Source organism: Bradyrhizobium sp. 521_C7_N1_3, assembly GCF_052075975.1.
Lineage (GTDB): Bacteria > Pseudomonadota > Alphaproteobacteria > Rhizobiales > Xanthobacteraceae > Bradyrhizobium > Bradyrhizobium japonicum.
In genome coordinates this window covers 6,175,688-6,202,618 of the sequence record NZ_CP197232.1, presented here as the reverse complement: position 1 = coordinate 6,202,618, position 26,931 = coordinate 6,175,688, and the positions used below count along the sequence as shown (strand labels likewise).

Annotated in this window: 24 protein-coding genes and 3 pseudogenes; 9 read left to right on the top strand and 18 right to left on the bottom strand. The window is 58.7% G+C overall.

The genetic code is table 11. The features are described 5' to 3' along the window. Positions 1–326: 326 nt before the first annotated feature. Complete coding sequence (locus tag AB7008_RS28920; RefSeq protein ID WP_166341759.1) at positions 327–608, top strand: hypothetical protein; 282 nt, start codon at positions 327–329, stop codon at positions 606–608. Between the two features lie 264 nt (positions 609–872). On the opposite strand, the gene AB7008_RS28915 is transcribed toward AB7008_RS28920, so the two are convergent. From AB7008_RS28915 to AB7008_RS28900, 4 genes and pseudogenes are all read right to left on the bottom strand, one after another. Next, positions 873–1,331, bottom strand: a complete 459-nt coding sequence (locus AB7008_RS28915) for an ATP-dependent DNA ligase (RefSeq protein ID WP_441259896.1) — start codon at positions 1,329–1,331, stop codon at positions 873–875. 100 nt (positions 1,332–1,431) lie between these two features. Then, positions 1,432–1,712, bottom strand: a pseudogene (locus AB7008_RS28910) (tyrosine-type recombinase/integrase); the annotation flags it as partial. A 486-nt stretch (positions 1,713–2,198) separates the two neighbouring features. Further along, positions 2,199–2,480, bottom strand: coding sequence for a c-type cytochrome (locus tag AB7008_RS28905; RefSeq protein WP_441261257.1), 282 nt, complete (start codon positions 2,478–2,480; stop codon positions 2,199–2,201). A 117-nt stretch (positions 2,481–2,597) separates the two neighbouring features. Beyond that, on the bottom strand, positions 2,598–4,532 hold the full coding sequence (locus tag AB7008_RS28900) for an AI-2E family transporter (protein WP_231142103.1): 1,935 nt from the start codon (positions 4,530–4,532) through the stop codon (positions 2,598–2,600). 483 nt (positions 4,533–5,015) lie between these two features. On the opposite strand from AB7008_RS28900, the pseudogene AB7008_RS28895 reads away from it, so the two are divergent. Both AB7008_RS28895 and AB7008_RS28890 read left to right on the top strand, forming a co-directional pair. Continuing rightward, positions 5,016–6,143 (top strand): annotated as a pseudogene (locus AB7008_RS28895) (TAXI family TRAP transporter solute-binding subunit); the annotation flags it as partial. A gap of 583 nt (positions 6,144–6,726) precedes the next feature. Further along, positions 6,727–7,851 (top strand): annotated as a pseudogene (locus AB7008_RS28890) (transposase). Here AB7008_RS28890 and AB7008_RS28885 read toward each other — a convergent pair. From AB7008_RS28885 to AB7008_RS28870, 4 genes are all read right to left on the bottom strand, one after another. Further along, a complete protein-coding gene (locus AB7008_RS28885) occupies positions 7,816–8,418 on the bottom strand; it encodes an ATP-dependent DNA ligase (RefSeq protein ID WP_441259895.1) in 603 nt (200 codons plus the stop codon). The pseudogene AB7008_RS28890 and the gene AB7008_RS28885 overlap by 36 nt on opposite strands. Before the next feature lie 290 nt (positions 8,419–8,708). Then, positions 8,709–8,948 (bottom strand): hypothetical protein, encoded by a 240-nt coding sequence (locus AB7008_RS28880; protein WP_441259894.1) that lies wholly within the window; start codon positions 8,946–8,948, stop codon positions 8,709–8,711. After that, positions 8,948–9,307, bottom strand: coding sequence for a hypothetical protein (locus tag AB7008_RS28875; protein ID WP_441259893.1), 360 nt, complete (start codon positions 9,305–9,307; stop codon positions 8,948–8,950). Before AB7008_RS28875 ends, AB7008_RS28880 begins: the two co-directional genes overlap by 1 nt. A 327-nt stretch (positions 9,308–9,634) precedes the next feature. Further along, entirely contained in the window at positions 9,635–9,811 is a 177-nt protein-coding gene (locus tag AB7008_RS28870; RefSeq protein ID WP_259225300.1) for a hypothetical protein, read from the bottom strand. A gap of 990 nt (positions 9,812–10,801) precedes the next feature. Here AB7008_RS28870 and AB7008_RS28865 point away from each other — a divergent pair. The 3 genes from AB7008_RS28865 (at position 10,802) to AB7008_RS28855 (ending at position 13,974) form a co-directional block, all read left to right on the top strand. After that, positions 10,802–12,673, top strand: coding sequence for a S41 family peptidase (locus tag AB7008_RS28865; RefSeq protein ID WP_247305619.1), 1,872 nt, complete (start codon positions 10,802–10,804; stop codon positions 12,671–12,673). 660 nt (positions 12,674–13,333) lie between these two features. Beyond that, entirely contained in the window at positions 13,334–13,684 is a 351-nt protein-coding gene (locus tag AB7008_RS28860; protein ID WP_259225310.1) for a hypothetical protein, read from the top strand. Positions 13,685–13,728: 44 nt separating this feature from the next. Further along, a complete protein-coding gene (locus tag AB7008_RS28855; protein WP_259225312.1) occupies positions 13,729–13,974 on the top strand; it encodes a DUF4142 domain-containing protein in 246 nt (81 codons plus the stop codon). 762 nt (positions 13,975–14,736) lie between these two features. On the opposite strand, the gene AB7008_RS28850 is transcribed toward AB7008_RS28855, so the two are convergent. The 3 genes from AB7008_RS28850 to AB7008_RS28840 all read right to left on the bottom strand — a co-directional run bounded on the left by AB7008_RS28850 (position 14,737) and on the right by AB7008_RS28840 (position 18,569). Further along, complete coding sequence (locus AB7008_RS28850) at positions 14,737–14,913, bottom strand: hypothetical protein (RefSeq protein ID WP_354118306.1); 177 nt, start codon at positions 14,911–14,913, stop codon at positions 14,737–14,739. Between the two features lie 736 nt (positions 14,914–15,649). After that, complete coding sequence (locus AB7008_RS28845; protein ID WP_441259892.1) at positions 15,650–18,079, bottom strand: DUF4238 domain-containing protein; 2,430 nt, start codon at positions 18,077–18,079, stop codon at positions 15,650–15,652. 127 nt (positions 18,080–18,206) lie between these two features. Continuing rightward, the gene (locus AB7008_RS28840; protein ID WP_354077572.1) at positions 18,207–18,569 is read right to left on the bottom strand and encodes a hypothetical protein; all 363 of its coding nucleotides are present in this window, start codon (positions 18,567–18,569) and stop codon (positions 18,207–18,209) included. Between the two features lie 125 nt (positions 18,570–18,694). Here AB7008_RS28840 and AB7008_RS28835 point away from each other — a divergent pair, with 125 nt between their 5' ends. Further along, the gene (locus tag AB7008_RS28835) at positions 18,695–18,934 is read left to right on the top strand and encodes a hypothetical protein (protein ID WP_354098894.1); all 240 of its coding nucleotides are present in this window, start codon (positions 18,695–18,697) and stop codon (positions 18,932–18,934) included. On the opposite strand, the gene AB7008_RS28830 is transcribed toward AB7008_RS28835, so the two are convergent. The 3 genes from AB7008_RS28830 to AB7008_RS28820 form a co-directional block, all read right to left on the bottom strand. Further along, the gene (locus AB7008_RS28830) at positions 18,924–19,160 is read right to left on the bottom strand and encodes a hypothetical protein (RefSeq protein WP_354077576.1); all 237 of its coding nucleotides are present in this window, start codon (positions 19,158–19,160) and stop codon (positions 18,924–18,926) included. The two genes, AB7008_RS28835 and AB7008_RS28830, sit on opposite strands and share 11 nt — an antisense overlap. Before the next feature lie 4 nt (positions 19,161–19,164). Next, complete coding sequence (locus AB7008_RS28825) at positions 19,165–19,497, bottom strand: hypothetical protein (protein ID WP_354077578.1); 333 nt, start codon at positions 19,495–19,497, stop codon at positions 19,165–19,167. Positions 19,498–20,147: 650 nt separating this feature from the next. After that, on the bottom strand, positions 20,148–20,438 hold the full coding sequence (locus AB7008_RS28820; protein ID WP_441259891.1) for a hypothetical protein: 291 nt from the start codon (positions 20,436–20,438) through the stop codon (positions 20,148–20,150). A gap of 1,252 nt (positions 20,439–21,690) precedes the next feature. Here AB7008_RS28820 and AB7008_RS28815 point away from each other — a divergent pair. Both AB7008_RS28815 and AB7008_RS28810 read left to right on the top strand, forming a co-directional pair. Next, a complete protein-coding gene (locus AB7008_RS28815) occupies positions 21,691–21,939 on the top strand; it encodes a DUF768 domain-containing protein (protein ID WP_038945191.1) in 249 nt (82 codons plus the stop codon). A gap of 373 nt (positions 21,940–22,312) precedes the next feature. Further along, entirely contained in the window at positions 22,313–22,474 is a 162-nt protein-coding gene (locus AB7008_RS28810) for a hypothetical protein (protein ID WP_157790218.1), read from the top strand. Positions 22,475–22,572: 98 nt separating this feature from the next. On the opposite strand, the gene AB7008_RS28805 is transcribed toward AB7008_RS28810, so the two are convergent. The 4 genes from AB7008_RS28805 to AB7008_RS28790 all read right to left on the bottom strand — a co-directional run bounded on the left by AB7008_RS28805 (position 22,573) and on the right by AB7008_RS28790 (position 26,811). After that, positions 22,573–22,758 (bottom strand): hypothetical protein, encoded by a 186-nt coding sequence (locus AB7008_RS28805; RefSeq protein WP_028152632.1) that lies wholly within the window; start codon positions 22,756–22,758, stop codon positions 22,573–22,575. A gap of 66 nt (positions 22,759–22,824) precedes the next feature. After that, the gene (locus AB7008_RS28800) at positions 22,825–24,066 is read right to left on the bottom strand and encodes a tyrosine-type recombinase/integrase (RefSeq protein ID WP_038953071.1); all 1,242 of its coding nucleotides are present in this window, start codon (positions 24,064–24,066) and stop codon (positions 22,825–22,827) included. A gap of 1,751 nt (positions 24,067–25,817) precedes the next feature. Then, positions 25,818–26,093: a hypothetical protein gene (locus AB7008_RS28795; RefSeq protein ID WP_244464211.1), complete on the bottom strand. Its 276-nt coding sequence runs from the start codon at positions 26,091–26,093 to the stop codon at positions 25,818–25,820. 94 nt (positions 26,094–26,187) lie between these two features. Then, positions 26,188–26,811, bottom strand: coding sequence for a TetR/AcrR family transcriptional regulator (locus AB7008_RS28790; protein ID WP_028155882.1), 624 nt, complete (start codon positions 26,809–26,811; stop codon positions 26,188–26,190). Positions 26,812–26,931 lie beyond the last annotated feature (120 nt).

Sequence of the window (26,931 nt, the reverse complement as noted above, 5' to 3'; positions counted from 1 at the left end):
GGATCGGCTGCCGGGAGCATTGGGGCTGGAGGGCATGCCGTGCCATGGCTGCCTTCTAAATGACAATACGTAGAACGTCGGACTCCGGTAGTTGTCCGGACTCCATTTTCGGAACGGGGTGTTCTACTGAAGGAACACCGGCGCGATTTGAGCACCAAGTTTTTTCGTTATTCCGGGAATGCCGCAGTGGGGCTGGTACCACGCTGCGGCTTTTCCCATTGGACCCCGCGTCACTGATCACGCGGTTGAGGCTGGCAGGCCCACCACATCACACCCGGAGTTTTGCGCTATCCACCGGGGCTGGCGCACGCCGGCTTTTTAACTCAATGGTGCTGCGCTATTTTAAAGCCATGCCGCGTAACACAAACCGTAACCTGCCGAGATCTGCGGACCTATTGGCCGCCAAGGACGAGCTTCTTGCTGGTCGACGGATCGTCATTGCTTCTTTGGCTGGACCGCGTCTTAGCGGTAAGAAAGGCATCGTTCTTGGTCAGGGAGCGACGGCCACTCAGGTCAAGGTGCTCTTAGACGGTGCCAAGGGCTACGTGATTCTCCATGCGCGATACGTTGATCTATTCGAGGATCGATCCGCTACCGAGGGGGTCTAGAATGACCGAAATGAAGGCGCGGTACGTTGTTTGGTATGAGCGACCGGTAACCGGCCGGTGCACCATACTGGATCTTTCACTAGATGTGCCTGCGATCGGAAAAGGCGGGAAGCCTCTGTCTGGCTTGTCGCACTCCACTGCTGAAGCAGAGGCCGATAGACTGAACGCTGCCCGCAGCCGACCGAGGGGCCCAGAAAGGGGATGGACGGAAAGGGGCAATTGAACCGCCGGGCCCGATTGGGCAGGAGGCGCGCGACCGAACGCTCAGAATTCTCGCGTCATTGCCGGATGGGTCCGGTTCTTCACCTTGATCCAGTCTTTCGAGCGGCCGGCGCCATAACGCCGGTCGCGGCGTTTCGAGACCAGGCCCTCGAGGCCCATGCGGCAGGCGGCGGCGAATAGATCCGGACCGATCTCGGCAGCCTCGAACGGCGCGACGAATATGCCATCAGGCCGGCCGTGCTGCAGCCGCGTCAAATTGGTCTTGCGCATCGTCAATGGCAGCTGGCGCAGGTCCTCGCCGCCAAGCGCGAGGATGTCGAACGCATAGAGCTGAACCTCGTGATCATGCTTGCGCGAGTGCAGGGCGTTGAAGTCCGAGGCGCCGTCGACGCCGAGCACCAGGGCCTCGCCGTCGATGGCGAATTGCTGCTCGCGGTTGTTCAGCGCGGCCTCGACGATCCAGGGGAACCACTTCTCTTTTTTGCCTTCGCCGGTATCCACGGGCGATGAAGTGATTGAATGACGCAGCGCGACTTCCGTTTCGGGCCCGCAACCTCCTGTAACGGAGGGGCAGGGCAGGTCGGCTCTGCCAGGGCAGCCAGACGTCCACCTGTTCTGCTATTGCGAGTGCGTCATCGACCTCTATTCCGAGGTAGCGGTGCTCTCGATTTTTGTATGCCCCAACAGGAGCTGCACGGCTCGCAAGTTGCCGGTGCGACGATAGATGAGCGTCGCCTTGGCTCGTCGGAGTGAATGCGTTCCGAACAGGTGAGGGTCCAATCCTATACCGGCCAGCCAGTCCGATCGCAGGCGTGCATACTGCCGTGTCGTCAAGCTGCGGTCCGGCCCTCTGCGGCCCGTGAATAGACGATCTCCTGGCTTCAGAGCGCCAAGGATAACTCCTCAATGACTCGCTCTACGTGCTGTTTAAATCGTGCGGCTGACTTCGCGTCCATAGAACCTCCCGCGGGAACAGGGCCTGCCTTGCAAATGGCAACATACCCGCCTTTGGACCAAGAAGCCTTCCAAATAGCGAGAGCGCGACTGTTCCGCTAATGGCCCGTTTGAGACATGCCGGTCCGATCTGACGAGTCCGCTTATCAGGCTAGAGCGGAAGTCAGCGGCTCGCGGGAAAACCGACAAGATTGACCCAGAACAGACGTCGATTGTTCAGGCAAAGGGACTGTTTGGCTCTTTCAAGGCAGCAAATTGCGTCGCTGACCGCACATGGTGGGTGTACAGTAGACCAATCTTCGGCAGCAGATGGGCGCGCTGCGGACTTCTTGAACTCGACCACACTTTGTCGGTCATCAAGCGCGGAACGTTCGGGATCGCGCGTGCTCCGCGTCGGCGGCGTGTTTTCTGCTGCTACTTGAGTGTCCCGATATAGGCGGCGATATCTGACGCTTCATCCCTGCTGAGCTGCATATTAGGCATCTTCGGGTGTGGATCGAGCAAGAAGAACGCTAGCTTGGCGGGGTCGAAATCCGGCCTCGCTGCGATGGACGCGAACGTTGGAGCGTCGGCTCTCGCGCCCTTCTGATCGGCTGCGACAAGATGGCAGCCTGCGCACCATCGTTTGACGAGATTTTCGCCTTGATCAGGGTTAGCCGCGAAGGCCGAAGTCGTGGTGATTGTCGCGCACACCATCAAGACGCAGCGAATTCGATTAGATTGTTCCACACTCAAATAACCTTTCCAGCATTGGGCATATGCCGACAACGTCTGCCTGATTTCACGACGGGAAATCTGGCCATGAGGGAAACTTCACGCAGCTACTGTTGCGGACATTTCCTGCTTGGAGGCTTCCTGGTCCTTCACTCCCGTCGCCTCGATGCACAGCTTGACCGCCTCACCGAGGCTCGCGGCAACGAGGTCGGCTTTCGCGCCTTCCCGCAACAATTCCAGCGCAGCCGGGTCGATTTCCTTGACCCAACAGCCTAGGATAATGGTTGCCTTCGGTAACTTTCGCCTTAGGCGTCGAACGGAGTAACGCATGTGCGCTGGTCCATTGGCATCGAGATAGACCAGGCATACGATCGCAACGCCGGTGGTATCAAGGCGGAAGACATTCGTCGTGGAGAGCGCTTCCGCCCCTTCCACTCGCGCCGCCAGGCCGTGCGTCGTCGAGAGCTGAGCCAGCATGATCGCGGCCGCCTCATCGATGCGACTGCGCCCCGCCACGCAGAGGACGGGATGTTCACCCTGCCATCCCGGCGGGAGGGATTCCTTGCTGAGAATGGGCAACGTTTCATTTGTCGCATTTTCTGCAACGCTTTCCACCGCGGACGATGCTTCCGCGTCGGTGGTTGAATTGCTTTTCGCCGGCGGCCGGTCCTCCTGATCCGAAAGGTCGCTGGCAAATTCGTTCACCGCGTCTCGAATCTTCGTTAGACGTTCCTGGTCAAGCGCGCCGCGCTCGGCATCGGCTTGCGCTAGCTGCAAACCCTTCAAGGCGACTTCATCATAGTACGAGGCCAGCGAGCGTTCTTTCAGAAATTCTTCGGCCTTTTCGGCGGCTTCCGTCGGATCACCAGCCAGCATCCGCTGGTAAAATATTTCGGGGGGAGAAAGGGCCGGCCGGTCCCCGAACATGACATCAAGAAATTCCAGACGTTCCACATGACGCCCTAGCACGACAAGGCACACCGTCAGCGGCGTCGCGAGGACGAGCCCGATTGGACCCCATAGTGCAGTCCAGAACGTTGCCGACACGACCACGGCAACTGGAGAAAGCCCTGTGCTGTGGCCGTAAACCATCGGCTCGATGACATGGCCCACGACCGGCTCCACAACTAGGAAAAGCGCGAGCGTCCATAGCAGCATCGACCAGCCGGGATCGATGGCTACTGCCAACGCAAGCGGGAACGCGCCCGCGATGACGGCGCCGATGTAGGGAACGAAGCGGAGAGCTGCCGCCAGGATGCCCCAAAGGATCGCGCTTGGAATCCCGATGAGCCACAGACCTATCCCGATCACCACGCCAAATGCGCCGTTCAAGATGAGCTGAGTCAGGAACAGCCGGCTAAGGCGGCTCGCCGCGTCGTCGAGCGCCGCCGTCGTACGTTGGAGATCGGATGACCCCGCCAATCGAATGAGACGATTACGAAGATCTTCGCGTTGAAGCAGAATGAAGATGACGAAAATAATGATGATGCCGGTTGTCGCGAGAGGATGAACCAGCGGCGAGATCAGAGTCCGCAAGCTTTCCAGCGCGCCAGGATCGGGCTGGCGTACTTCTACCGGAACCGGCGTCAGCGGCGCGGGCGTGTTGAAACCAGCGACAGAGCCTGAGCCACGTGCGGATGGCGCATCCTTTGGCTTATCAAGTTCTTTGCTGAGATCCTTCAGCATGTCGGAGGCGCGTTCCAGCGTGCCCCTGCCGGCTTTTGTGTCCCGGAAGGACTGAATTTTTTCGCTTATCGTCGATTGGTAACGCGGGAGGTCTCCCGCGAGTTGCGTCAGTTGCGTGGCGAGGAGACTCCCCATCGCGAAAATCAGCGTGAAGGCAAGTATAACCACGCTCACGACGGCTAATCCGCGGGGGACATGGATACGCTGCAGTATTCCGACCAGCGGCGCCAGCACGAAGCTGAGTAGAATAGCCAAAGCAACGGGCACAAAGATATCCCGGCCAAAATAGAGCATCGAGATAATGATGACCGCAAGAATTGCAGTAGCTACTGCGCTGAGCAGCGCCATAAGTTCTTCGGTGGTACGTGCCCTAAATGGCTGTCTCGCTAAAGGCCTCATCTGCTTTCGTCCCAAACCTCGGAACCTGCTGATGCGCTGATAAGGACACGGCGCGATCTGCATGAAAAAGCCGCTCGGGCATTGCTCCGCGCGGCTTTCTCAGACGGCTGCCGTTTTCCGGTTCCGCCGCTACACATACCAATAGATGAGCAGCGTAAAGGTTTCGTGCCGCGAGAAAGATAAAGCCGCGCTCGGCACTGGCCGGTCTCGGGAAGACTTTTGCTGGTGAGCAAATGTCTCCTGTTGGCCCATCAGCGAAGTGGCGACACGCCTCACTGAGGTCAGCTTAGTGGGGCGTAGCGGACGAGATTGGCTCACGCTGAGTTCTTCGCCTTTTGACCCGGAGCAGAAGTGTTCGACAGTGACATGGGAACGATCAACGATTCGAGAGGTTGTGTCCGTGTGGCAGGTTCCACATGCCAGGAGGATGTTGTGCGTCAACTCCTTGGAATGATTGCCGCGATGATCTTGATGGCTTCTGGATTTGCGGCCCATGCCGGACAGACCGAGTATGACCCGGCCAAGGTTAGTGACAGCCTGAAGGCAGTCTTCCAATTCGGCTCGGTCTCGACCAAGAAGGCAATGAACGCCAACACGGTCACGCTGCTTACTGGTACGATCGGCGGCACCTATGTGCAGTTCGGTGCAGACCTCGCTTCCGTGCTCGACGACGACGGTAAGCTGCGCGTCCTGCCGATCACCGGTCGAGGCTCGGTGCAGAGCATCGCCGACATCCTCTTTCTTAAAGGCGTCGATCTCGGCATCGTGCGCGCCGACACGCTCGACTATCTCGAGAAGAAGGGCTTCGCCAACAACATCAAGAAGCAGTTCACCTATGTGACCAAGCTCTACAATGAGGAGATGCAGGTCATCGCACCGAAGGCAGTCAAGACTCTGAGCGATCTCGAAGGTAAGACGGTGAGCGTCGACCTGCCCAATGGCGGCACGTTTGTGACTGCACTGACAGTTTTCGAGCGGCTCGGGATCAAAGCGAACTTCGTCTATATCGAGCAGCGGATCGCAATGGAAAAGTTGAAGAAGGGCGAGCTAGACGCCGTCATCGTGGTGGGCGGCAAGCCATACCTGTCTGTCACTGCCTTCAAGAATGACGGCCCCTTTCATCTTGCTGCGGTCGCCTATTCGAAGCCCCTGCAGAGCGATTATCTGCCGGCGACGTTGACCTCGAAAGACTATCCGAACCTGATTCCCGAGGGAGAAACGGTGGAAACGATCGCGGTGCCGGCGGTGCTCGCAGCATACAATTGGGCTCCCAACACTGAACGCCGTCGCAAGCTCGCCCTGTTCGTTGACGCCTTCTTCACGAAATTCGCCGCTTTGCAGAACCCGCCCTTTCATCCCAAGTGGAAGGAGGTCTCCCTGACGGCACCACTCGCCGGCTGGAATCGCCTGCCGCTCGCACAGCAATGGCTCGACCAACACGGCCTCGAACCGGTAAAGCGAGAACGCTTTGAGGCATTCCTGCAAGAGACCCCCGCCGTCGCCAACATCCAGTCGGAGGCCGATAAGGAAGCGCTATTCCGGCAATTTCAGACCTGGGAACAAGGGAGAAACGCGCAGGCACGGATGAACTCCCAGGTGGACTCCAAGAAGGTTCGAGACCGGGACTATACCTCCCACTCCGCAATGCAAGCTGCACCTCCACGCCACCCGCCCCGCCGATCACATCCTGCAAGGCGGGCACTCGGTAGCTTGACGGGGCAAGACTCGGTGAGCAAATGCAGCCATCCGGATTTCTGCAATCGCACAAGTGAGGAAGCTTGGCGGAACCCATTCCCCGGCGCCACTCCGCCCCCCAATCGAGGACTCTCAACTTCCGATGATCCGTTTCGGAGCTCCGCTCCGACACAGCCTGTATTCAGATAACGGAAGCCCTCCGATCACGCGCTGATGTTCGTCGACGGGCGCTTGTCGCCAGTTATTGCGCCCTCCTTCAAGACACGCCGCACCGCGCGGCGCGTGACGTTGCCGGAGGTCCGCTGCTCGCCCATCTACGAAGTAGCGGAAGCGTTTCGTTGAGGTCCGCTTAGTATGGCAAGGCGGACGAGATTTGCTCCTGCTGAGTTCTTCGCGTTTTGACCCTGGCTGTGGGAAAACGCCGTGCCTGCTATGATTCCCGCACTGAATCGGCGGGGCTGGCACGACTCGTTTCGTTCAAGGAGCTGATCGCGGGCAATCTACTTTGTTGCCGGAATGCCTGGACGACTGGGTTGCAGATGACAATCCGGTTCGCGTGATCGACGCCTTCGTTGCAGCCCTCGATCTTGCTGAACTTGGGTTTGGTGGCGTTGAGCCTGCCGGCACAGGTAGGCCGTCGTATCATCCGGCCGCGCTCTTAGGGCTCTACATTTACGGTTATCTCAACCGTGTCCATTCGAGCCGCCGGCTTGAGCGTGAAGCTGGCCGCAACGTCGAAGTGATGTGGCTGCTCGCCAGGCTTGCGCCCGATCACAAAACGATTGCCGATTTCCGCAAGAACAATGGTCCCGGCATCAAAAAGGTCTGCGCGCGCTTCGTCGAGGTGTGCCGCAAGATGGGCTTGCTCGCGACAGCCAGCGTTGCCATCGACGGCAGCAAATTCAAAGCAGTCAATAATCGCGATAAGAACTTCACGCGCGGCAAAGTCGAGCGGCGGCGCACGCAATTGGAGGAGAGTGTTGCGCGCTATCTCGCTCAGCTCGATACCACCGACCGGCAGGAGCCGTCGGAAACACTGGAGTTAAAAAAGACGCGGATCGAAGAACGGCTCGAAAATCTGACCGTTGAAATGGCGAAACTCGCAGCGATTGAAAACAGGGGGTTCTGGCGTCGCCCGATCAGCAGATATCGTTCACTGATCCCGACAGCCGTTCGATGGCCACGAGCGGCCGTGGTTCTGGGGTCGTCGGCTACAACGTGCAGACGGCGGTCGATACAGAAAGCCATCTGATCGTCGCGCACGAGGTGACAACAAGCGGCTCAGACCGGTCGTAACTTGCAAACAAAGCCCGGCAAGCCAAAGTGCACGCCGAGCCCACAACGCCGTATCAAGCGATGGGTGTACGAGGACGCTCTCGAACGCGCTCAGGCGCGGCTCGACAAGAATCCAAACGCCATGCGCACACGCCGCGAGACCGTCGAGCATCCGTTCGGCACACTGAAGATGCGCATGGGCGCGACGCACTTCTTGTGCGTGACGCTGCCGAAAGTTGCGACCGAGATGGCGCTGTGCCTTTCAGCCATTTCGCTCTCCGCGAGTTATATGCAGTAGCAGCCTATGGGACAGTCGGTCACAGCTCGCCCCCCATCGCTGGGTGGCTCCGGTTCTCACTTTAATCCAGTGCTTCTGCCGGCCGCGGCGATACGGCCGATCGCGATGCTTTGAGACCAGGCCCTCGACGCCCATGCGGCAAGCGGCACGGTACAGATCCGGACCGATTTCGCCGCGCTCGAATGGCGCCACGGTGATCCCATCCGGCCGTCGCGCAAAAAGCCGTTCAACGTTTGTCTCGCGCAAATGCAGCGGCAGATCGCGCAGGTCGTCGCCGCCCATCGCGAGGACATCGAAGGCATAGAGCTGCACCTCGTGATCATGCTTGCGCGAGTGCAGGGCGTTGAAGTCCGAGGCGCCGTCGACGCCGAGCACCAGGGCCTCGCCGTCGATGGCGAATTGCTGCTCGCGGTTGTCCAGCGCGGCCTCGACGATCCAGGGGTATCGCTTGGTCCAGTCGTGGCCGTTGCGGGTGAAAAATCGCACGGTCTTGCCCTGGCGCTCGACGCGCAGGCGATAGCCGTCATATTTGATTTCGTGGATCCAGTTGGGCCCGGCCGGCACCACCTTGGCGACCGTGGGCAGACAGAACTCAAACGCTTTCGACATAGTCGAGAGATACGCGCGGTTTCATGGATTGCGAATCCGGAACCGTCCTGAATCGATATCGGCTTGACACTGTTAGTGGCGGCGGGTGTAAATAAACACGCGCAGCGTGCTGTTCGCCGGAGGCTACGAAACCGGATGGACTGGATCGCTTATACGGTTATCGGGCTGTTGCTGCTCTTTGTGGCAGGTAAGTTGTTTTGGAAATGGCTCAACCGAGGGATCTGGCGGAGTTAAATTCCGAAACGACGTCAGTGTCGCCAGCCGTCCTTGTCGACCTCCACCTGAAATCCTTCCGGCATGCGCGGCGCTTCCGCTTCGCCAGTAGCGTTGCAGGCCGGGCAGGTCGCGCCAGCGCCGCCACAGGTGCAGGCGCGCGGGCCATCCCAGGGGCGGTCCGGGTGGTTCTCGCAAACCCAGCCGAGATCGTCACAGTTGACGCACGTCGTGGTCGTTGCACCGGCGGCCGCCGGCTTCTCCTCGCTGGACATCAGGCGACCCCGCGCAAGGGTAGCGCGAGCTGCATGTCGAAGCGCATTGTGGCGTTGGCGGCGATGAAGTCTTGCAGTGCAGAGGAGATCTCGGCGTCGGAGTCGGCTGCGCGCTGGGCCAGTGCGTCGGCGACGTCAGAAGTCGCATCCCGCGACCACCCCTCGACGGGATTGAAAGATACAATTCGGACTGGATAGGCGTACTGGCCGGACAAGAGTTGCAGGATCGTCTCGAAGTCGGTGTCAGCTTCATCCGTTTCACGCCAGGCGCAACCGGCGCGCGCGCCGAAGTCTTCAAGCACTAGATAGATGTCGCGGTCGAGGCGGTCAGCCGGCACGATCGAGGGCGAGGAACGCATACGCTACTCCGATACGACAAACGGCGAAGAGACGGCCCCGGCTGCGGGGGGATCAAGGGGGTAGGCCGGGGCCGCTCCGCCGGCTATGGCAGCGAGCCAGCGACGATTCAAATATTCGGCCGCGCTTGTGTTCCTTTATGCTATGCCACTCCGCCATGTGCCTGGCTCCATGCCGGGATACAAACCGACCGACCATTCCCATTGATCGGCGTGCACAGGCACTCCGGCGCGCCGCGCCGATGGTCCCGATGCGGACGTCGCCGGAATAGATGTGCCAAGTCTCGTCATGCGGATTGTCGGCGCGGGGGCGGGTGAGGGCGGTGTTGATCATGGCGACAGGATAGGGGCTAGCCGAGCCTTGAGCCAGCCGCTGGGGCCACCTGTAATTCTGTTCACCGTGATCGCTTCGATTTCCCGATCCGGATAGCGTGCCGCAACAAATGTGTCGCTTATTTCGGTGTCTTTGTAGGTGAAGCCGTCAGCCTTTAGTGTGCGCTTGGTCAAGTCAATCTCAAGCACGACTTCGAAAGCACTGGTATTGTTTTCCGAATATCCGTTCCCGAAAGCAAGAATCCTGAGGGTACCCTTACAAACCAGTCTGACTATGCCTGCACCGCTCGCACTTTTGGCTTGGCTCTCTGGAGCCTGTACCGGCGCTGGAGATGGGCTACGCGGAGCTCCCAGATGAGGCTTGTCAGAGTAGAAATTCCATGCTCGGGTGAGCTTGAGCGAGAAACTGCAGGGCTTCCGGCGAACCCTCATTGCCCCAAAATTCAGCGACGGCTCCATAGGCTGCAGCTCGCGACGCTACCGCCAGAAGGACCGCGATGATAAAACTTGCGATCCGTTTCGAGCCTACTTGCAAGCCCTCATACATGTGGACCCCAGTCAAACGCCGCCCGCTCACAGTTTGCCCTCTCGCTCGCGTTTGACCATCGAGCGCACTGCGCCTTCTGCGAGCTGGATTCAAGGGTGCAATAGTTGCAACTTGGTTTTGTGGATCCGTCCCCTCCTGGGCCTTCTCCCTGATACCGTTTGCGCGATTGCGGGTGTCAAAAAATCAACAGGGCCAAAATAACAATTCCCACTCTCACGGCATCACCCACTCGTTGGTAGGAAAGCGACGATGCTACCTGCGCAGGTGGCGCCGGCAAATGCGACAACTTGGACCAAAATGTCACGAGGCCTGCCTGATCCGTGGCGAGAACCTCAGGGCAAAAACTCGGTGACGACCTCGCGACTTAACTCTTGCAATCGTAGCCAAAGAGGAAATCCCGTTCTGGTCACGTGGATCTAAAGTTCATCGTGTCGTCACCTTAAAGCCGACGTCTTGGGTCGGGCGGGACCGGCGTGCGAGTGTGTTGCGGGGCTTGCAACTGGATTGCCTGTTCGGTATGCTTTCGGCTCACCGCTTAGGGGTGCGATCTACACTGGCCGCATCAACATGACTGACCGCGACCCGGTCGAGTCTGTTGTGCAGAAGGCGAGGTAGAGATGGCCGCGAACCAAGCCGACGGCGGGAATACGTGGACCATTCCGCTCGAAATCAGCGTGCGGGTCGGTGCGGGCATTGAGTTGGTGCAGGTCCAGCCGCCCTCCGCGCCGTATCCCGCGGTGGGACCACTCGCGCCGCCTCCTCCTTCGTCGACAACGGGTTCTGGAACTCTCGACTCTCTCGCCGCGTCCGCGGACGACAGCGTGCGAGGCGTCTTGCAGGGCGGACATGGCCTGCACCACTACCTCGCCGGTATCGACAAGCTCAGCCCCGAGGAACGCATGAGCATTGTCGACCAAGCCATCCTTCTGCTCGACGGATACTATGCGCATCTGCAGCTCAAGAAGGCGATGCACGGAATTGATCCGGTGCAGCGGCTGCGGCTCCTGCGTCGACGGCTCCGCCGCTACGAGTCCGAGATATCTTTCCACAACGAGCTGACCGATATCTTCACCGGCCTGCGCGACCTGCACACCAACTACATACTGCCGGAGTATTTCGCGAAGGCCGCCGCATTCCTGCCGTTCCGATTGAAGCACTGCTACGAGAACGGGAGTCGCGTCTACATCGTCACGGAGACGATGAAGGGCATCGGTGACGCGAACTTCAACAAGGGCGTCAGAATCAACTACTGGAACGCGGTGCCCATCGATCGCGCGGTCGAGATCGCAGCCAACTACCACGCCGGCAGCAACCCGGACGCACGCCATGCCCGCGGCGTAGACGGGCTGACGCAACGCGCTCTGCTGATCTCAGCACCGCCGGACGACGAGTGGGTCATCGTAGGCTACACGGATCTGGCGGGAGTGCAGCGAGAGTTCCGCGCGGAATGGTCGGTGGTGGACGTGCCCCAGCCCGAGGACGAGGGGAGCGTTCAGTCGGCGGGCGCCGCACTGGCGCTCGGCCTCGACCTCGAAGGCGACGTTCGTCGGCGGATAAACGCCCTCCTGTTCTCTCCGGAGAAGCTCGCCGAGCGCAGCCGGATTCGCCGGGCGCGCGCGAGCGCAGGCTACACGACCGCAGGAGGTAGCACGCCCGAGGAGGCTACGGCCATCGCCGCCGCCGCCGCTGTGCAGGGATTGAAGTCGGTGATGCCGGACGTATTCGACGTGCAGATGCTCAATCTGGGAGGAAAGAGGGTCGGCTACCTGCGCATCCGCACCTTCTCCGTCCAGCGCGACGAGCCGTTCGTGAACGAGGTTGTTCGCCTGCTCGAGCATCCGGACTTCCCGAAAGAGCGCATGATCCTCGACGTCCGCGGTAACGGAGGCGGTCTGATCTGGGCCGGCGAGCGGCTGCTCCAGCTCTTCACGGCGAAGCGGATCGAACCGACGCGTGCGCAGTTCGCAGTCACGCCACTGACGGTGGAATTGGCCAAGGCGGACGGGCAGCTCGCGGTGTGGATACCTTCGCTCGAGCGTGCGGTTGAGACAGGTGCGGCCTTCTCCGCCGCCTTTCCGATCACAGATCCCGAGCGTTGCAACGACATCGGCCACCGCTACAAGGGGGCGGTCGTGCTCATCATCGATGCTCGCTGCTACAGCACGACGGACATGTTCGCCGCGGGGTTCAAGGACCATGGCATCGGCAAGATCCTGGGGGTGGACAACAACACGGGCGCCGGCGGGGCCAACGTCTGGACCATCGATCTGTTACGACAGCTGCTGCACGGCGCGGGGGCACTGCAGCCGTTGCCCAAGGGCGGTAGTATGCGTGTCGCGATCCGGCGCACTCTGCGCGTCGGTGCCCAGGCCGGTACCGAAATCGAGGACCTCGGCATCGAGCCCGACAAGATACATGAGCCGACCCTCCAAGATCTGCTGAACAACGACGTGGATTTATTCCAGGCGGCCGCCGAACTGCTACCGTAGGGACCGGCGGCGGTCTGAGAGATGCCCCTGACATCATAGCCCACGCAGTTAGACACACGGCATTACTGGACTCGGTACTGGCCGACGGGAGAAACGCTGCGGATTGGTCCCGTGCACCTCGCGAAGGGCGGCCACACGCTGCCACCACGATCTCAGAAAACCAAAACGAGTCCAACAAATAGAAGTGCCACAAGCCAATTCATGGAGCCCCCGCTTGAGGCCGCCTCAGTTGGCGGCCTATTTCTTATCGGGCAATTTTTGCGGAGTCGCTTGGGTCTCGCAATGAGCAAGCCAAGAAATTTCGACCGCGAAACTATCCTCCACAAAGCCAGACAAGCCGAGACTGGATTACATGTCAGTGAGGGGCTGCGGTTCCCGGGCTCGCAGGCACCGAAATAGCTCGCACAACAAAGCATCCGCCTTGTTCGGATAAGCCACCGGCGGCACTGCAGGGTCTGAACATCCTGAGGCGGCCGGTTCACGACGAAAGGATTGCTCGGCGGTGTGGGGCTATCCGTACAAGCTAGGCCACCTCGTGGCACTCCGGCGCACTGAGATTTCGGCGAGTGATCCACCATCAACGTGGTGGCCTGGAGAGCGCCCTTAGGAACTTTCGGAGGTGCAACTCATTGAGCGGTCATTCAAGTAGAGGACCGCTCTGTGAACCACATCGCCGTTATCTTGATCTTACTCTTTGGCGGCTCGTCGCTCGCATTGGCCCAGAGTACGGGTGGATCGAGCAGTAGCGGCTCGGCGGCGAGTGGAACTGCGGCCACCGGCTCCAAAGGTTATGCGGGCGGCAACCTATCGACCGGGCATACCATAAGCGGCACTGCGGGCTCCTCCAGTCCCAACGTGGGCAACGCGCTCAGCCACGCAGCGACCGGCGACGTGGATGCTTCCTCTGTTAGTCCGGCTCCAACTTCCCACGACAACGCGGTGGATACGCCCGCCGCCGAACGCGCCATTAAGAATTTGGGCAACACCGATATCGGCATTCTCAAGAAGTAGACCATGCTACAAGTCGGCTCGGTCTTGGCGTTGGAGCCAAGGCTATGCAGGCGGCAGGTGACAGCATTGAGCACAGGATAGTCTGTCAGCCGAGCTTTCGGATGAACTCACCAAGCGGACCGAATGCGAAGCAAAAAGCCGAACATGACAAGATGTCAAAGATGTCCGGCGCAGGCTTCGATAAAATGTTCGCGACTCACATGGTCGCAGACCACCAAAAGGATATCGCCGAGTACAAAAGGCATCAAAAAGTAAGGATGCTGCTGGAGAATATGCTTCCGACTAGATAGACGTTGCAAAAGCACCGGGACACCGCAAAATCGTTGAAGACCGGTAATTGATCCGACAGCGGAAGTCTCAAGTAGCTCTTCCAGAATTTGGCCAAACATCCGAGGCCCCATTTGCCGGGGGCGGCTCAGCTTTTTAGTTGAGCCTGCTTCTTTAAGTTGGAATAGCGAGCTTCGACTGATGCCTGGCTACGGCCGAGATCTGCTGCATGTCGCTGAATGACGCTCCGCTCGCCTGCATATGTAAAAGCATTTCTTCGTCCTCTGCGGACCAGATCGTCGAACTTTTGGAGTTCCGGTTCGGACCATTTCCGCCCTGCGCGATCATCCAAAAGGTGGAACGCTTCAGACAAATTATGGCAACCGGCATCCCACAACGACCTCTTACAGGTTGGGCAGTCGTACACGCGCACGCCGGAGGGGGGCAGCAATCCGCTGCGGCCCTTAGACGACCAGTTAGGCCGAACTGGCACATCTTGGTCTTGAACATTGACCGGACACGGCCCCAAGTCCCCGCGGGTTTTAGGAGTACGCGCCCCTGAGCCCGTAATGGCCTATCGTCAAATTTCCTTCGATTTCCTCGTCGCCATCCTCATTTGGTTCGCTGGGGAGTCGAATGATGAGCGAGGAAGAAGCTGATCGCTATCGAACCGAAGCTGAGGAATGCCGCCGTTTGGCCGATAGAGCAATTAGACAGCCGACAATGAAGCCTGGTTGAGGCTGGCCGAAGGCGCCAGCATGCTAGTGGAGCGCAAGGGGTGAGCGCTATCGCCTGCTGAGCGAAACGCCCAGCAATGAGGCCTTCACCATCGTCGCGCCTGGCGTCCGCTTCAGCACTTTTGCAATTTTTGTGGCACCAGCCTTTTGCTTGGCCAGCGACTTCAGTGTTTTCACATCATCTTTCGTCCATTCGCGACGAACAGTTTTCTTCTTCTTGGCCAACTCGGCGCTCCTTCAATGTTGAAGAGCGCCGTCTAACACATGAGGCGTGGCGTGCAAACCCGCGTGAGGAAATTCATTGCCCAACGATCATTTCAACGCGCCTCACTGCTAAACTCAGGCCTTAGGCTCGTCCGGAAAATCGAAGCTGAGAAAAATGAGTGCGAAAGCTCCGACGATCACGAGCGCAACGCATAGCGCCGCGATTCCGTAGGGCCACACCGGCTGATCTCCTTTGGGAAAAACGAAGCCGACGCACCCAGTATGATGGCGCGCCGACTTCGCTAGGCTGAAGCCGGACAGGGCAACTCATCCGGCCATGACAGCGTAACTGCAAAGGCGAGCGGCGCAATCGAAGCCTGAAATTAAGCTTGAACAGTAGAGTAAACTACCGCTGATGGCCCAGGCCGAAACCCAATACGAGAGCCTTCTGGCGGAGCGCGCCCTCGGTTCGCTTGGTCATCTTGGCTATTTTGACCACAGGCGTCCGCGCCTTGGAGTGCGCCTTCAGGTCCTTGATATCTGCAGCGGTCCACTCGCGACGAACAGCTTTCTATTTCTTCTTAGCCAAGACGCGCTCCTTCAGTGTTGATGGCGCGGTCTAGCACACGGAAGGTACGACCGTCACGCGGGATGGTGTGACGCAACGCGCGGTGCACACCTGGCCTGAGGATAGAGCGGGAAGGCCGGTGAGGCCGCGACAAGCGGTGAGGGCGAGGAGGGCGACGCGCAAAGTTGGTCAATCCTGTCGGGAAATTAGGAAAGCCATCGGAACGCTAGAGAGATGGTGCTCGGAGCTAGACATCAGCAGAAGACGATTAACGTTGTTATGTTGTATGCCGCCTGACGGAAACGCGCTGGTGATCTGCGAAGCGATCGGCCATTTCATTTTTTTCCCAAGCGATGTTTGTGCGGTCGAATGCAATCGCGAAAACCGCGCGGCGAGGCGATCTTCCACGTTGGGCTTTGGCATGCCGCTATTGTTCGCTCTGAGTAGATATTTGAAGATATCAGCCATCAGGGCCGGATAGGTCGCGGTAGCTCCTTCATCTATCAAATTTACGGCATCGACTACCGTTGTTGGCATCTGGAACGTGGTGCTTTTGAAGTTGGATGAAAGCTTAGCGAGGCGCGCTTCCTTGCTGGCAATAGCGCCTCTGATCTCGCGCCATCGATACGCGCTGTCGGTAAAAATGCTCGACCCCGTCAGTTGGGCGAGATAAATCGTTATCTCAAAATTCGGCGTCATTTTCATTAGATTGAGCAAGCCCGCGGTTTGCCCCTGACTTGTAGCATCAGCGGCTTGCAGTATCGCCAGCGGGTCGCTTTCTTTTGAGCGCTGGATATGATCGATCACGCTTTCAAGAAGTGGCTCCTTCATGTCAGGCTTAAAGCGCAGCAGTTGCCGGCGCAAAACCTGATCGGGAAATGACAGGATCATCCGTTTGGTGTCTTCCTCCGCCAGCTTCTCGAGCCGCTCCTGCTCGTTACGATCGTAGAGCGGATTTTGCGCATTTCGCATTTCGGCCATATCCATCATCTGACGCCGCAAGTGAGCGTCGAAGATGCAAGGGTCTGGAAAAAGGTTGATGTAGCCGAGATCGATTAGTGGGAAGAGCGTGACGAAGATCAAAATGTCTTTGAGAAACTCCTGGCGGTAGGCGCTTGGATTGTCGACCGGGCTAAACTTTGGTTTTACCGTCCCAGCATGTTGGAACGGGTGCTGCATTAAGACAGTTCCGAAATACAATGCGCCGGTCACGGCCATCGGCGCGATCGTCGTCGGATGAATGAGGCCGGTAAAAATAGATCGTGGTTTGCCGTCTGGCTTAGGTAAAAGGCCGACAAGGTCCGTTTCTAACGGCCAGAGTGCTTGATACAAAAAATAGACGTCTCGGATCTTGTCGTCCGTGATACCGCGGCGCACTTGGGTCCAATCCTTGGCATTTTCCAAATCGAGAATCTTGGTGATGCCAATGTAGAGCCGGATGTTTCGTTCGCGTATGCTGAGTTCTTTCCAAGAGGGGCGCAAGAATGGTGGCTTCTTTTCGCAGCACGCGCCAAAGGGCTTGCCAGAGCCGCAGCCGCAAGGATGCTTTGAGCTTTGTGGAGCTGATAAGTCCTTGAACAGAAAGTCACGCTGTTTTTCGGTTCGACCGAATTGGTCTTGGTAGTAGACCCGGCCGTCAGAAAATTTTGCAAACATCTCTCCGCCGAAGTGCCAAAGCTCGTCTTTGGGCGGCAGCAATGTTTGTGCGATCGCCTCCCACGGCTCTGCGCTTTGGCTTTCCGGGAACAGCCACTCTTTTCGTCCAGCCGCGACGTAGCGTTTCGCTCTAGCTTTGATAACGCGATTCACTCTCAGCACTTCGAAGGAGCGAAGTTTGCGCGCGCGAATAAATGCGTCTGTGCGCACCATCGAATTCCTGAAATTCTTGGCGAACGTCCGCTTTTCAAGCGGGTCAGTTGAGGCGTTCTGCGCGTATTCGAGATTGGTCAGTATCAAGCAATAGTTTCTCGATAGGGGGAAAATGGTCTGGGAAGCCTTCAAAGCAATACTGGGGTCGTCGGGATAGGTGCACAGCAGCGCGTCCGGCGGACAAGCATAGTTGTATACCGTCACAGGGTGGTCGCTGAGGATGAATTTTACATCGCTATCTTCAGCAGACACAATCTCTCGAACGCCTTCGGTCCAGATTGTGCAATGAAGCGCGCGGATCCCTTGCATCTCTAGCATAAGTTCGTTTTGAGACGGCTTCGGGTAATGCCGGCGTAGCCAATCGAGCCCCTTAGGGGTGCGCACCTTCTGGATGTCTATGTATTCGAAGAGAGTTTGAAAGTGACGATGCCACTCGCTTATTTCATTGCCTTGGAAAGCTCGAATTGCCTGAGAGCCCTTGCGATCAATGTCGCCAAACATCTTTCGCTCAATCTCGTCATTGACTGACGTTCCGAAGAACGTCGAGTAAAGATCGCGCTGCATGAAGGCGAGCGAAGTCGGCCGATGTTCAAAAGCATTGAAGGTAATTGTGCGGCCGTCTGCCAGCACCGTTTCGTCTGGTGTCAAATCGAGGTAAGCGAGAACGTTTCGCCTCTCCTCGAAGAACCCTTCTTGGTGCCATTGCGGGACATAGTGATTGTTTCGTGTTTTAGCTGCGCTGGGAATCATCGAACATAAGACTTGATCAGGCTCGCGCAGTAAGGAGCAACGCTCTGCTCTGAGCGAGGATCGGGAAGGCAATAGAGGCAATAGCGCGCCGCATCCTCACCGGAATAATCGGGGTCTGACGCGCCACTCAGCATGATGGTCGCCGTGTTGAATCGCACGTCAAAAATGAAACCTCGCGAACCGACATAGCCCCATAGCTGTTTTTGGAATTCACTGCCCCGCAAACGAACTCACCCTCTTTGGTCTTTACCTTGAAGAGATCGGCCCACTGTGCGGACATGGGGTCTTTTAGTTTGCGCTCTATGACGCCTTTTGCTGCGGTGAATTCAGGGGCCGCGACAACGTTTTTAACGCTATGGGGCTTCTGCGCCACAGGCCGGTCAAAGCACGCCAAGCGCGCCTGTGGATCGGCGATAGATTTGCAGTCGGCTGCATTGGCTGAATTGGCGCACACCGCAAGCAGCGCGAGCGTTGAGAAAAATATCTTCATTGAAATCCCCCAGACCCACCGCAACTTTACGGCGTCAGTACGGGGTTGGGCAACTAGGATTTTGGTCGACCGTGACCTGCGACGGTATCTCCGATAGACTTTCGCCGGAAGCATGGAGTGCCGTGATGGCGAATGAGCGGGATAATTGGGCGGGCCAAATTGCGCGGATCGAAATCGACGAGTCTGCGGCGATCTGCGTTGAGCAAATCGACGACGAAATCACCGTTGCCATCGCGAGTGTTGTCGGCAGTCATTTCCAGGCGACGGCGGATCAGGCGCTTGAGTTGTCTCGGGCCTTAGCTGTAGCCGCTGAAAACGCGGCGAAACCCCGCGTGAGAGTCGGGTTCGTAGTGGCTACTTCTTAATGGAGTGCTCCCACATATAGCGCGCAGCCCTAACGCGCGCTCGTTCCAACATATCCTCCTTCGCTTTAGCGGCGGCTAGGTCTGATTCAAGGCGCTCGAAGTGCGGCAGATAGACTTCACCGCCTTGTGGCGCGCGGCGCATTTCATAGGCCAACCGGTCGAGGCACCGTTCAAGCAGGTCGATTGTGATTGGTTCGTCGGCGGAAAGCGGCTTGTGCCTGCCCATTTTGTTACTCGTTATACAAACTTTCGTACCGCCACTTACACGCCCCGAGGGCCTTCTTGATTTCGTCCATCGGGATTTCGGCGTCTTTTGTAGACCTGTTGGCCTTGAACGTGATTTTTCCGTTCGGATCACCCGGATTCATAGACAAGCTGACTACGGTGCCATCACCGAAGCTCTTTGTAGCGAAGCAGTCGGCTTCAGTGTCCCACGCTTGCCCGAGAACAATCCATCCCTTCACGTCCTTCTTATCGAAGACACTAGCTTTCGAGTGCGCGGAGCCCGTAAGCGCTACAAACATAGCTGCGGCAATCAGCGGAACGCGGTTAACGAAGGGCATGGGCTTCGACAACTTGACGCTATTGGTTCTGGTAATTGAACAGTTCATTTTGATGATCGGTCCCGGAATCGGCCGCCGCTGACGCGATAACTATAGGGAGCCGGGTGGGATGCGAAAGTGCCACGTTGCGAGATCAACCTTGGGAAAAATACGGGTAACGCCCTAACGTGCAACGTCTAGCCGTAAAACCCCACGATAAAACGGATGGCAAAGAACGCCCCAGCGGCGACGGCCATTGTCGCGCCGATCGCAAGCATCACCCTCAAGCTCTCGTCCATGGTACCTCGCATGCAGAACGGCCCCCGCGGGGGCAACGCGGAGGCCGCTGTTAAGGCGCCTCAGGCCGGGGAAACCTGAAGCAAGAGAGAAATCTCTGGCCCGCAGGATGGTTCCTCTGCCTTTGACGGCGAAATGCGAATCAGCTCTCGGCGCTAGGGTATCTTGACGCGCAGGGCAGCGAGGCCTGCTGGCGTGATCCGGTACGCTCCTGCCGTGCTCCCACGTTCAATCCAGCTCTTCGACAGCATGTTTGCGATGGTGCGCTGACCGGTGGGCTCAAGGGCTCTCAGTGTCAGCTCGCGACCCGCGCGTAGTTTTTGCAATGCATCTCGCTCCGAGCTGGTCGGCAGATGACTGGCACGCGCTGGCATCTATTTCTTGGCCTTCAGTCCGATCTCCACCAGCCGGCGGATGGCCTCTGGCCGGCCGGGCAGATCCTCTTGGCGACGGCGCCAGTCGTCTAATTCCTTGGCCATGTCGGGCTGGATACGGACCATAACCGGGGCCCCGGTCACAGCAGGCCGCTTCTGTGGAAGCGTGCGATCATTCGTTGTTTTCTTCATGAAATCATGATGCCACGAAATCATGTCCTCTGAATGCTCGCGGGACGGGGGTAGGGAAATAATACCAATGACTAATCTTAGCGGCGGCGCCACCATCAAAATCGACCCATCCAGACCTTTCTTTGCGAAGACCTTTATTCCGGGCTAAGAGCTAAGGGCTGCGACCCCGTTGTTCACAAGGGCGGTCTTCACGTCCTTCTCAAGGGGGCATCCACAGACAGCCTAAACACGTGGGCCGCGAGCCACGATCGGGACGGTTCGCTCCGGCTAGAACACGCACGCGCTGCGTGGGCGAAGCGAACTTCGGATGATGAGGTGATTCTGCTTGGCGCGCGCCAGTAGGGCCGTTGACCGCGCCGCCGTAGCGCCTCACCCGCGAGGGTGGGCGTTCCCGCTGCAACGCGCATTAACCGGCGGCTGAGCTGAAAAGCTAAGCCGAGGCGGTTTGCGGGTGTTGCGTTCGATGAACGCGAAGCGAGAGCTTCAACTTCGAAGCTTCCACCATGACAGCACCTTCGCTCCGGCCCAGTTTAGCGGCAATCTGGCCAACTGGCATCTTCCCCGCCAGGCTCTTGAGCTCGGAGATATCTTCTTCACTCCACCGCCGATGTGACTCGGGCATCTGCGATACTCCTCCTGGGATACCTCCCTGAAACTCCTTAAAATCGGACTTTAAGAAAGGTTCCGTGCGGAGGCATGCCGCCGTAGCGCCTCACCCCGCAAGGGTGGGGCGCATGCTTCTGTTTTTGAGTTACCAGCCGGCGTAAATTGGACGTCCCCATCCGCCATAGTACCGAGGACCATAGTATCCGCCCCAAGCGTATGGCCTGTAATAAACGCGGGGTCGGTAATAACCCGGGCCATAGTAACCATACCGCGGGCCGTAAGCGGGACCATAGTAGTAGGGAGAGGCCGCAGCTGCGGCGCCAAAGGCGAGTGCTCCAGCGGCGAGACCAAAGCCAAGTCCTGGACCCCAGCCACCGCCGTGCCAACCGCCACGCCAATGGGCTTCGGCGGGAGCGACAGCGGCGACGGAGATCGCGCCGGCAGCCAATGCTGCTAGTGCAATTTTTCGCATTCACATCTCCATGTTCGAATAGGGCGACAAATCAATGCAATGCGATGAGGGCTCGTTCCTACGACTTTCGCCTGCGGCGGGCCTGTCTGTAGGTGGGAGAGCCGGTCGCGCTATAATCGCGCGAGCGCGAGCCGAGCGCGCAGCATGCCGCAGCGCAGGTTGAGGCGGGCTACCGCTTTCCCAGGAGCCTTTCATTTACTCACACGGGAACCGTGATTTCGATTGTCCCTTTTGAGAAGGGCGCGCTAAGCGTGTCCCAGCAGGGGACGTCACATGTCAGACAGGGCCCGCGAGTTTATCGATTTCTGGGTAGAGAACAGCATACATGCTGTCGAACAGGACCATACTGCGGGCGCGTCGCAGGATGTGCCGGAACTCTCGCGACGTCTCATCGAGGCTGCCAAGGGGCAGGGCATTCCGGAGGCCGACTTGCGGGCTGCGATTGGCGACATCGCCGCCTATATCGAAGAGCTTCTGAGGGCAGCGAACAGCGCTGAAAGCGAGCGGCGTACGCCTACGTAGGCGCCCTGCAACCTCTGGACATCACCAGGCTGAAGGTTAAGCTCTTCAAACATTCCCTGCTGCTCTGCGGTGATCGGGACATCTAAAACAGCTGCAGTCCAGCCTTCTGGAACGGCGGCGAGTACCAGGGTCGGCGCCTGGCTCGGCTTAACCAACGCAATCCATATCTCAGTTTTTGCGTCGTCCGAGGCTACCTCAACGACAGTAAAACTGTTGCCGAACGGCTCCGCCATCCACCCCTAATTCCACAGCTCGCTACTCGTTTCTACTTGCGCAGATAAGAAACCGCAGCATGGCCGATTGGCCTGTTGAGTGAGAGTAGCCCCGTTGAACTAATCGGGCCTTCGATGATCCTAATAGGGGACCATCGGAAATGCCCACCGTGCCCCACCAGAACGAGCGCGTAGAACTCGCGATGAAGATTCTGGAGTGTCGCCAAAAATTGCGGCGAGTTGGCTGGGATTTAGAGCAAGCCGAACGCCTGCGCGCCGAGATGGACCGTCTAGAACGCAAGCTCCGCGAGATCGACGAGTAACGTCGCTCCGCACCACCGTAGCTCGTCTAACGCTAGCCGGAAGCACCGCCTCCCTGGCCTCGTTTTTCCGTTCGGCCGGGCTCCAGCGCCGTCGACAACTACAACCCCAGCGACCTTTCGCTGACGTGAGTGCCAGTCTCAGCCTGACGGGCGCGCCGGAGAAGGGCATCTTTCTCGACCCCCGGAGGCATCGCCTTAGCCCGCTCCCGCAGTTCCGCGGCTTGCTCAACCAGACGTTCTTCAGCAGATTGAATTTGTTCGAAGCGGCGGCGGATTTTTCGCATGGGGTTCTCCGTGCAGTTCCAGCCCGGCAGGAATCAAATCTTGCGGGCTGGTTTAGGTTCCTCGGGCTATTTTCCACTCAGCGCAGCGGCGATCTTACCGCCGATGGCCTCAACCGCGCGGCGGGCTGCCTCGTCGGCCAGGTGAGCGTATCGGTTTGTCGTACTCGGATCGGCGTGACCGAGCAGGGTGCCGATCACCGGGAGGCCCATCTGGTCACCGATCCCGACGCTGGCAAAACTGTGCCGCAGATCGTGGATCCTGACACCGGTCACGCCAGCCCGCTTGCAAATGGCTGCCCATGGGCGCTTCAGGTCCGCGCGCGGTTTCTCATTCTTGGTACCGGCCGATTCTCCAGCGATGACGAAAGCACCCAGCTTGGTCAGGCCCTTGATGATGTCGATTGCCGCAGCCGGTAGATAGATCGTCTTTCTGCCAGTCTTCGAGTCGGGCAACCGCAACACACCGCGATCCAGATCAGCTTCGTCCCAGCGCAAGTGCAGGATCTCCCGCAAGCGCGCGCCGGTCAGCATAAGAATCCGGATTGCGGCGGTGGCGTAGGGCGACATTTTCACAAGCTGCCCGACAGGCGCGTGCTTGGCGTCACCGGCCTCAACAGGCAGGCCAACGGTCTCCGCCTCTATCATGGCGTTGCCAATCGCCAGTAGCTCGGCGGTCGTTAAATAGCGCTCGCGGCCTTCCTCTTCGTTCAGCTTCGCGCCGGAGGCAGGGTTCGTACCTTCCGGCACGTGGCCATGCCGCGATCCCCAACCGTACGCCGCAGACACCAGCTTGATTGCCCGGTTAGCGGATATGCGGGCTTCGCGCGTCATTAGAGAGTGCGCGCGTTGTACATCAACTCGGGTCAGCACCACTGCCTTAGTCGAGCCCATCCGAGGCTTGACGTGCTTCTTTAGGAGCATGCGGTAAAGGCCCGCGGTGGACGCTTTTTTGTGCTCGGCGACGTATTCCTCGATGTATTTCGAGACCAATTCCTCAACCGTTAGGCTGGCCCGCTCGTCGCTCCGATTTTGGGCAAGGTCTTTCCCCAATGCGGCGTTCGCGATCGCCTTGCGGGCCGCCTCGCGGGCCTCATTGGCCTTCAGGGTGCCGACCCGGCCCAACTTCAATCGCTTCTTGCTGCCGCCGGCTACGGGGCGGAATTCGGCGAAGTAGGTGCCGGTGCCCGTGGTGGTGCGGTAGAGACCGAAGCCCGCAAGATCGTCGTCGAAATAGTAGGTCGTCTTGTTGGGAACCGCAGACTTCATGAGCGCCGCTACGCTATCGGTCGAAATCCTGATCGTTGCCATGCCCCACCAAATTTATAGCCAGTATGTAGCCAGCAGTCTGGCTATTGGCTCGGAAAAGGCAAGTGGTCTTTGGTTGGATTACGTTTGATTTACAGCGATTTGTTGCGCGCCATCCAACGTCAGGAATGGCTATAAATCAGGTCGTTTATAACTGGGAGACTAGGGGTCGGAGGTTCAAATCCTCTCGCTCCGACCATTTTTTCCAAATCATCGGTGGATTGACCGTCGGCGTGGAGCCTGCTCCCGCTGCGTGACGACCGGTAGCGGGCGGCTGCTTCTGGGGCGGAAAATTAAAATGTCGAAAACAACCCCATGCACAGTAGCGAACCCATTGACGAATTTTATTTTTCCGAATCGATTGGACGCGTCGGGCAAGCCAGAAGCATGATGTCACCATGCCAGCCTGTGGGACGGGGGAATATTCACGACAGCTGCTTCAATGCGTTGCGTCGCAGGGACCTGGGAGGCGCGACGTCCGGAGCGGAGTTGTCTTCTCCCCGCGCCATGATGCGTAACCCGTCCTGGCGGCAAGCAAGTAGCGTCCGCGCCGCGCGCGAGTTTCACGGTAGCCCACCTCCCGGTTGCGAAAGGCGCTCGGCCTAGTGCTTCCAACTTCCGTCCTGAGTGTCGGGGGCGACGCCAGGAGAAGCTACTGAACTAGATCAGACAGCGCGACTTACCGAATGTCCGTGCGTTGGGCCATTGGGTCCTGAAGTTCAACGACGACTTGCGCTGGCGCGAATTCCCTTTGGGACACGATGCCCCGACGGACACAACCCGCTCTCGGAGCCGTTGCGCGCGCGTCGCATGGTCGGTGGGTGCGCCTAATGACCGTCAATGGCTTCGCAGGCATGATCCAACTGAACGGCACCTGCGGACGCGGGGGGCGCTGGGATCGGTAGCTAGTCCGCCACCCTTGGCGAGGTCGCAATCATGTTTAAATGGTTTGGTAAGAATGGAGTCTTGATACTGGGACGGGCCTGGGGACTCACGGGGTCCCTTAGATGGAGCGTTCAGCGCGATCCAAACGAAAAGTAAGTCGAAAGCGCTGGGTTGTTTGTTACGGTAATTTTTCTATTGAATGTCGAGACGAAGAGGGCGCGAAGAGTTTGGCAGCCAAGCTGCATAAGCGCCGATACCGTGTCACAGCCCGGACAGCCGATGGCGTCTCGCCTTCGTGGCGAGTAGAGCCAGACGAAATCGACGCGTGGATATCTTCACCCACGCGCAATAGTCGCTCGCCGCGGGTTCGGCCTACGAAGAATCGATGATTTGCGAAACACTCGAGTTGGATAGTGGCTTCAGCACGTTGGTTTCGCCCGCGTCTAGTTCAACTTCGGACACACTCTAGCCCCGATTTGGCTGCTGGAATGCTGGCTCTCGCGACTCATCTGGAGTTGCAGCCAACCTGGGTCGAGATTGGTTCCGCAGGAGGAATGAGCGCTCCTGCAGCTATCCGGCGATCGGTCTTGCGTGTGATCCATCGCAAGGCCTGTCAAGGCCCCAGTCTTCCCCATTGGCTGGGGCCTTCCTTTTGCGCCAGATCACAAAAATATTGGCATCGCGGCGTCTGAGGAACGACTCTTCAAGGGAGAGATTGAAAAATCGGTCTGTGGCGAATCTGGACCTCCTCAAGGTCTCGCCATCCACCCGGAACGGCCCCACCGTCCGACGCGCGTTTGGCGATGGGCCGGTTTTCGTAGGTATTCACTCAACTCCCGCCGGCTCACAAAGTCGGCGGGGTTTTTGAGCTAGCCGTCTTGGCATCGAACTCCGAAGTCGTCGCAGGTGCGTGCGAAGGCATCTGTAGCATTTGCGTCTTCAAAGCAAAAAAGTGTGCCGACGTCGGCACGATCGATCCACCAGTCGACCTTGTTCGCCTTCGCAATGCGGGAAGCCTCTCCGCGCAGCAGGTCGAGCTGTCTTCCGGCGGCATGGACTATCAGGCAATTTTTCTTGGGCATATGTTTTGTCCTCAATTGGAAAGCTGAATTGATCGCCATCAAAAATGGAAAACTCATGGCCATGGGCTCGGCTCTATGCAGCCCGCAGATCAATCAACTGCTTAGCAGGATGCCCGCTCTCCCGTGTCGAGCGGGCATGAGGCGACGTTTTCGCAAACTACCTCAAATATCCCACCACCATCCGCGTCGTCTCGTCCACCAGCGTCCGCACCATCTTCTCCGACAGCATCTCGGCCGGGTTCAGCACCGTGTTGTGCGCGACTGCCTCGATCGCGCTGACGCACATGAAGGCTGCCAGTCCTGGATCGATCTTGCGCATCTCCTTGCGGTGGTTTTCGAGATAGGTGCGGACGAGGCCGTGGACCTCGTGATTGAAGGCTTCGACCTCGGCGAGCCGGCCGGAGCGTGGAATCTGCTCGGCGAGGACGCGGTGCAGGTCCGGGTCGATGTGATGGGCCTCGATCGCGACGGTGACGAGCCGGCGCACGGCCTTTTCGATCGGCATGTCAGCGACCTCGACGAACGCGGCGCGGACGATTTGCATGATCTCGTCGTTGTGGCGATCGATGACAGCGACAACCAGCGCCTCCTTGCTGGGAAAATACTGGTAGAGCGAGCCGACGCTGACGCCGGCGATTTCGGCGATGCGGTTGGTGCTGGTCTTCTCGAAACCTTCACGGACCAGAATGCGAGCGGTTGCCTCGACTAGCGCGTCGACGGTGGCGCGGGATCGCTCCTGCGACGCATTTTTCCGGGGTTTTGTCGGCGGTTTGCGGGCCACGGCCTTGTGATCTGAATGCGAGTAGGAAAAGCGAGTGAATGCTCGCATTATATCCGCAAGTGACGGCGGGTCGGCAAGCCTCTTTGTCGCCGTGTCGAAAGAGCCAGATGGGGATGTGGC

Bases quoted from the DNA above. Each gene is read 5' to 3' on its own strand.
- AB7008_RS28920 (WP_166341759.1), top strand. From the start codon at position 327: ATGGTGCTGCGCTATTTTAAAGCCATGCCGCGTAACACAAACCGTAAC.
- AB7008_RS28905 (WP_441261257.1), bottom strand. From the start codon at position 2,480: ATGGTGTGCGCGACAATCACCACGACTTCGGCCTTCGCGGCTAACCCT.
- AB7008_RS28900 (WP_231142103.1), bottom strand. From the start codon at position 4,532: ATGGCGCTGCTCAGCGCAGTAGCTACTGCAATTCTTGCGGTCATCATT.
- AB7008_RS28880 (WP_441259894.1), bottom strand. From the start codon at position 8,948: ATGTCCAGCGAGGAGAAGCCGGCGGCCGCCGGTGCAACGACCACGACG.
- AB7008_RS28875 (WP_441259893.1), bottom strand. From the start codon at position 9,307: ATGCGTTCCTCGCCCTCGATCGTGCCGGCTGACCGCCTCGACCGCGAC.
- AB7008_RS28865 (WP_247305619.1), top strand. From the start codon at position 10,802: ATGGCCGCGAACCAAGCCGACGGCGGGAATACGTGGACCATTCCGCTC.
- AB7008_RS28855 (WP_259225312.1), top strand. From the start codon at position 13,729: ATGCAGGCGGCAGGTGACAGCATTGAGCACAGGATAGTCTGTCAGCCG.
- AB7008_RS28845 (WP_441259892.1), bottom strand. From the start codon at position 18,079: ATGATTCCCAGCGCAGCTAAAACACGAAACAATCACTATGTCCCGCAA.
- AB7008_RS28840 (WP_354077572.1), bottom strand. From the start codon at position 18,569: ATGAAGATATTTTTCTCAACGCTCGCGCTGCTTGCGGTGTGCGCCAAT.
- AB7008_RS28835 (WP_354098894.1), top strand. From the start codon at position 18,695: ATGGCGAATGAGCGGGATAATTGGGCGGGCCAAATTGCGCGGATCGAA.
- AB7008_RS28830 (WP_354077576.1), bottom strand. From the start codon at position 19,160: ATGGGCAGGCACAAGCCGCTTTCCGCCGACGAACCAATCACAATCGAC.
- AB7008_RS28825 (WP_354077578.1), bottom strand. From the start codon at position 19,497: ATGCCCTTCGTTAACCGCGTTCCGCTGATTGCCGCAGCTATGTTTGTA.
- AB7008_RS28815 (WP_038945191.1), top strand. From the start codon at position 21,691: ATGTCAGACAGGGCCCGCGAGTTTATCGATTTCTGGGTAGAGAACAGC.
- AB7008_RS28810 (WP_157790218.1), top strand. From the start codon at position 22,313: ATGCCCACCGTGCCCCACCAGAACGAGCGCGTAGAACTCGCGATGAAG.
- AB7008_RS28805 (WP_028152632.1), bottom strand. From the start codon at position 22,758: ATGCGAAAAATCCGCCGCCGCTTCGAACAAATTCAATCTGCTGAAGAA.
- AB7008_RS28800 (WP_038953071.1), bottom strand. From the start codon at position 24,066: ATGGCAACGATCAGGATTTCGACCGATAGCGTAGCGGCGCTCATGAAG.
- AB7008_RS28795 (WP_244464211.1), bottom strand. From the start codon at position 26,093: ATGGCCATGAGTTTTCCATTTTTGATGGCGATCAATTCAGCTTTCCAA.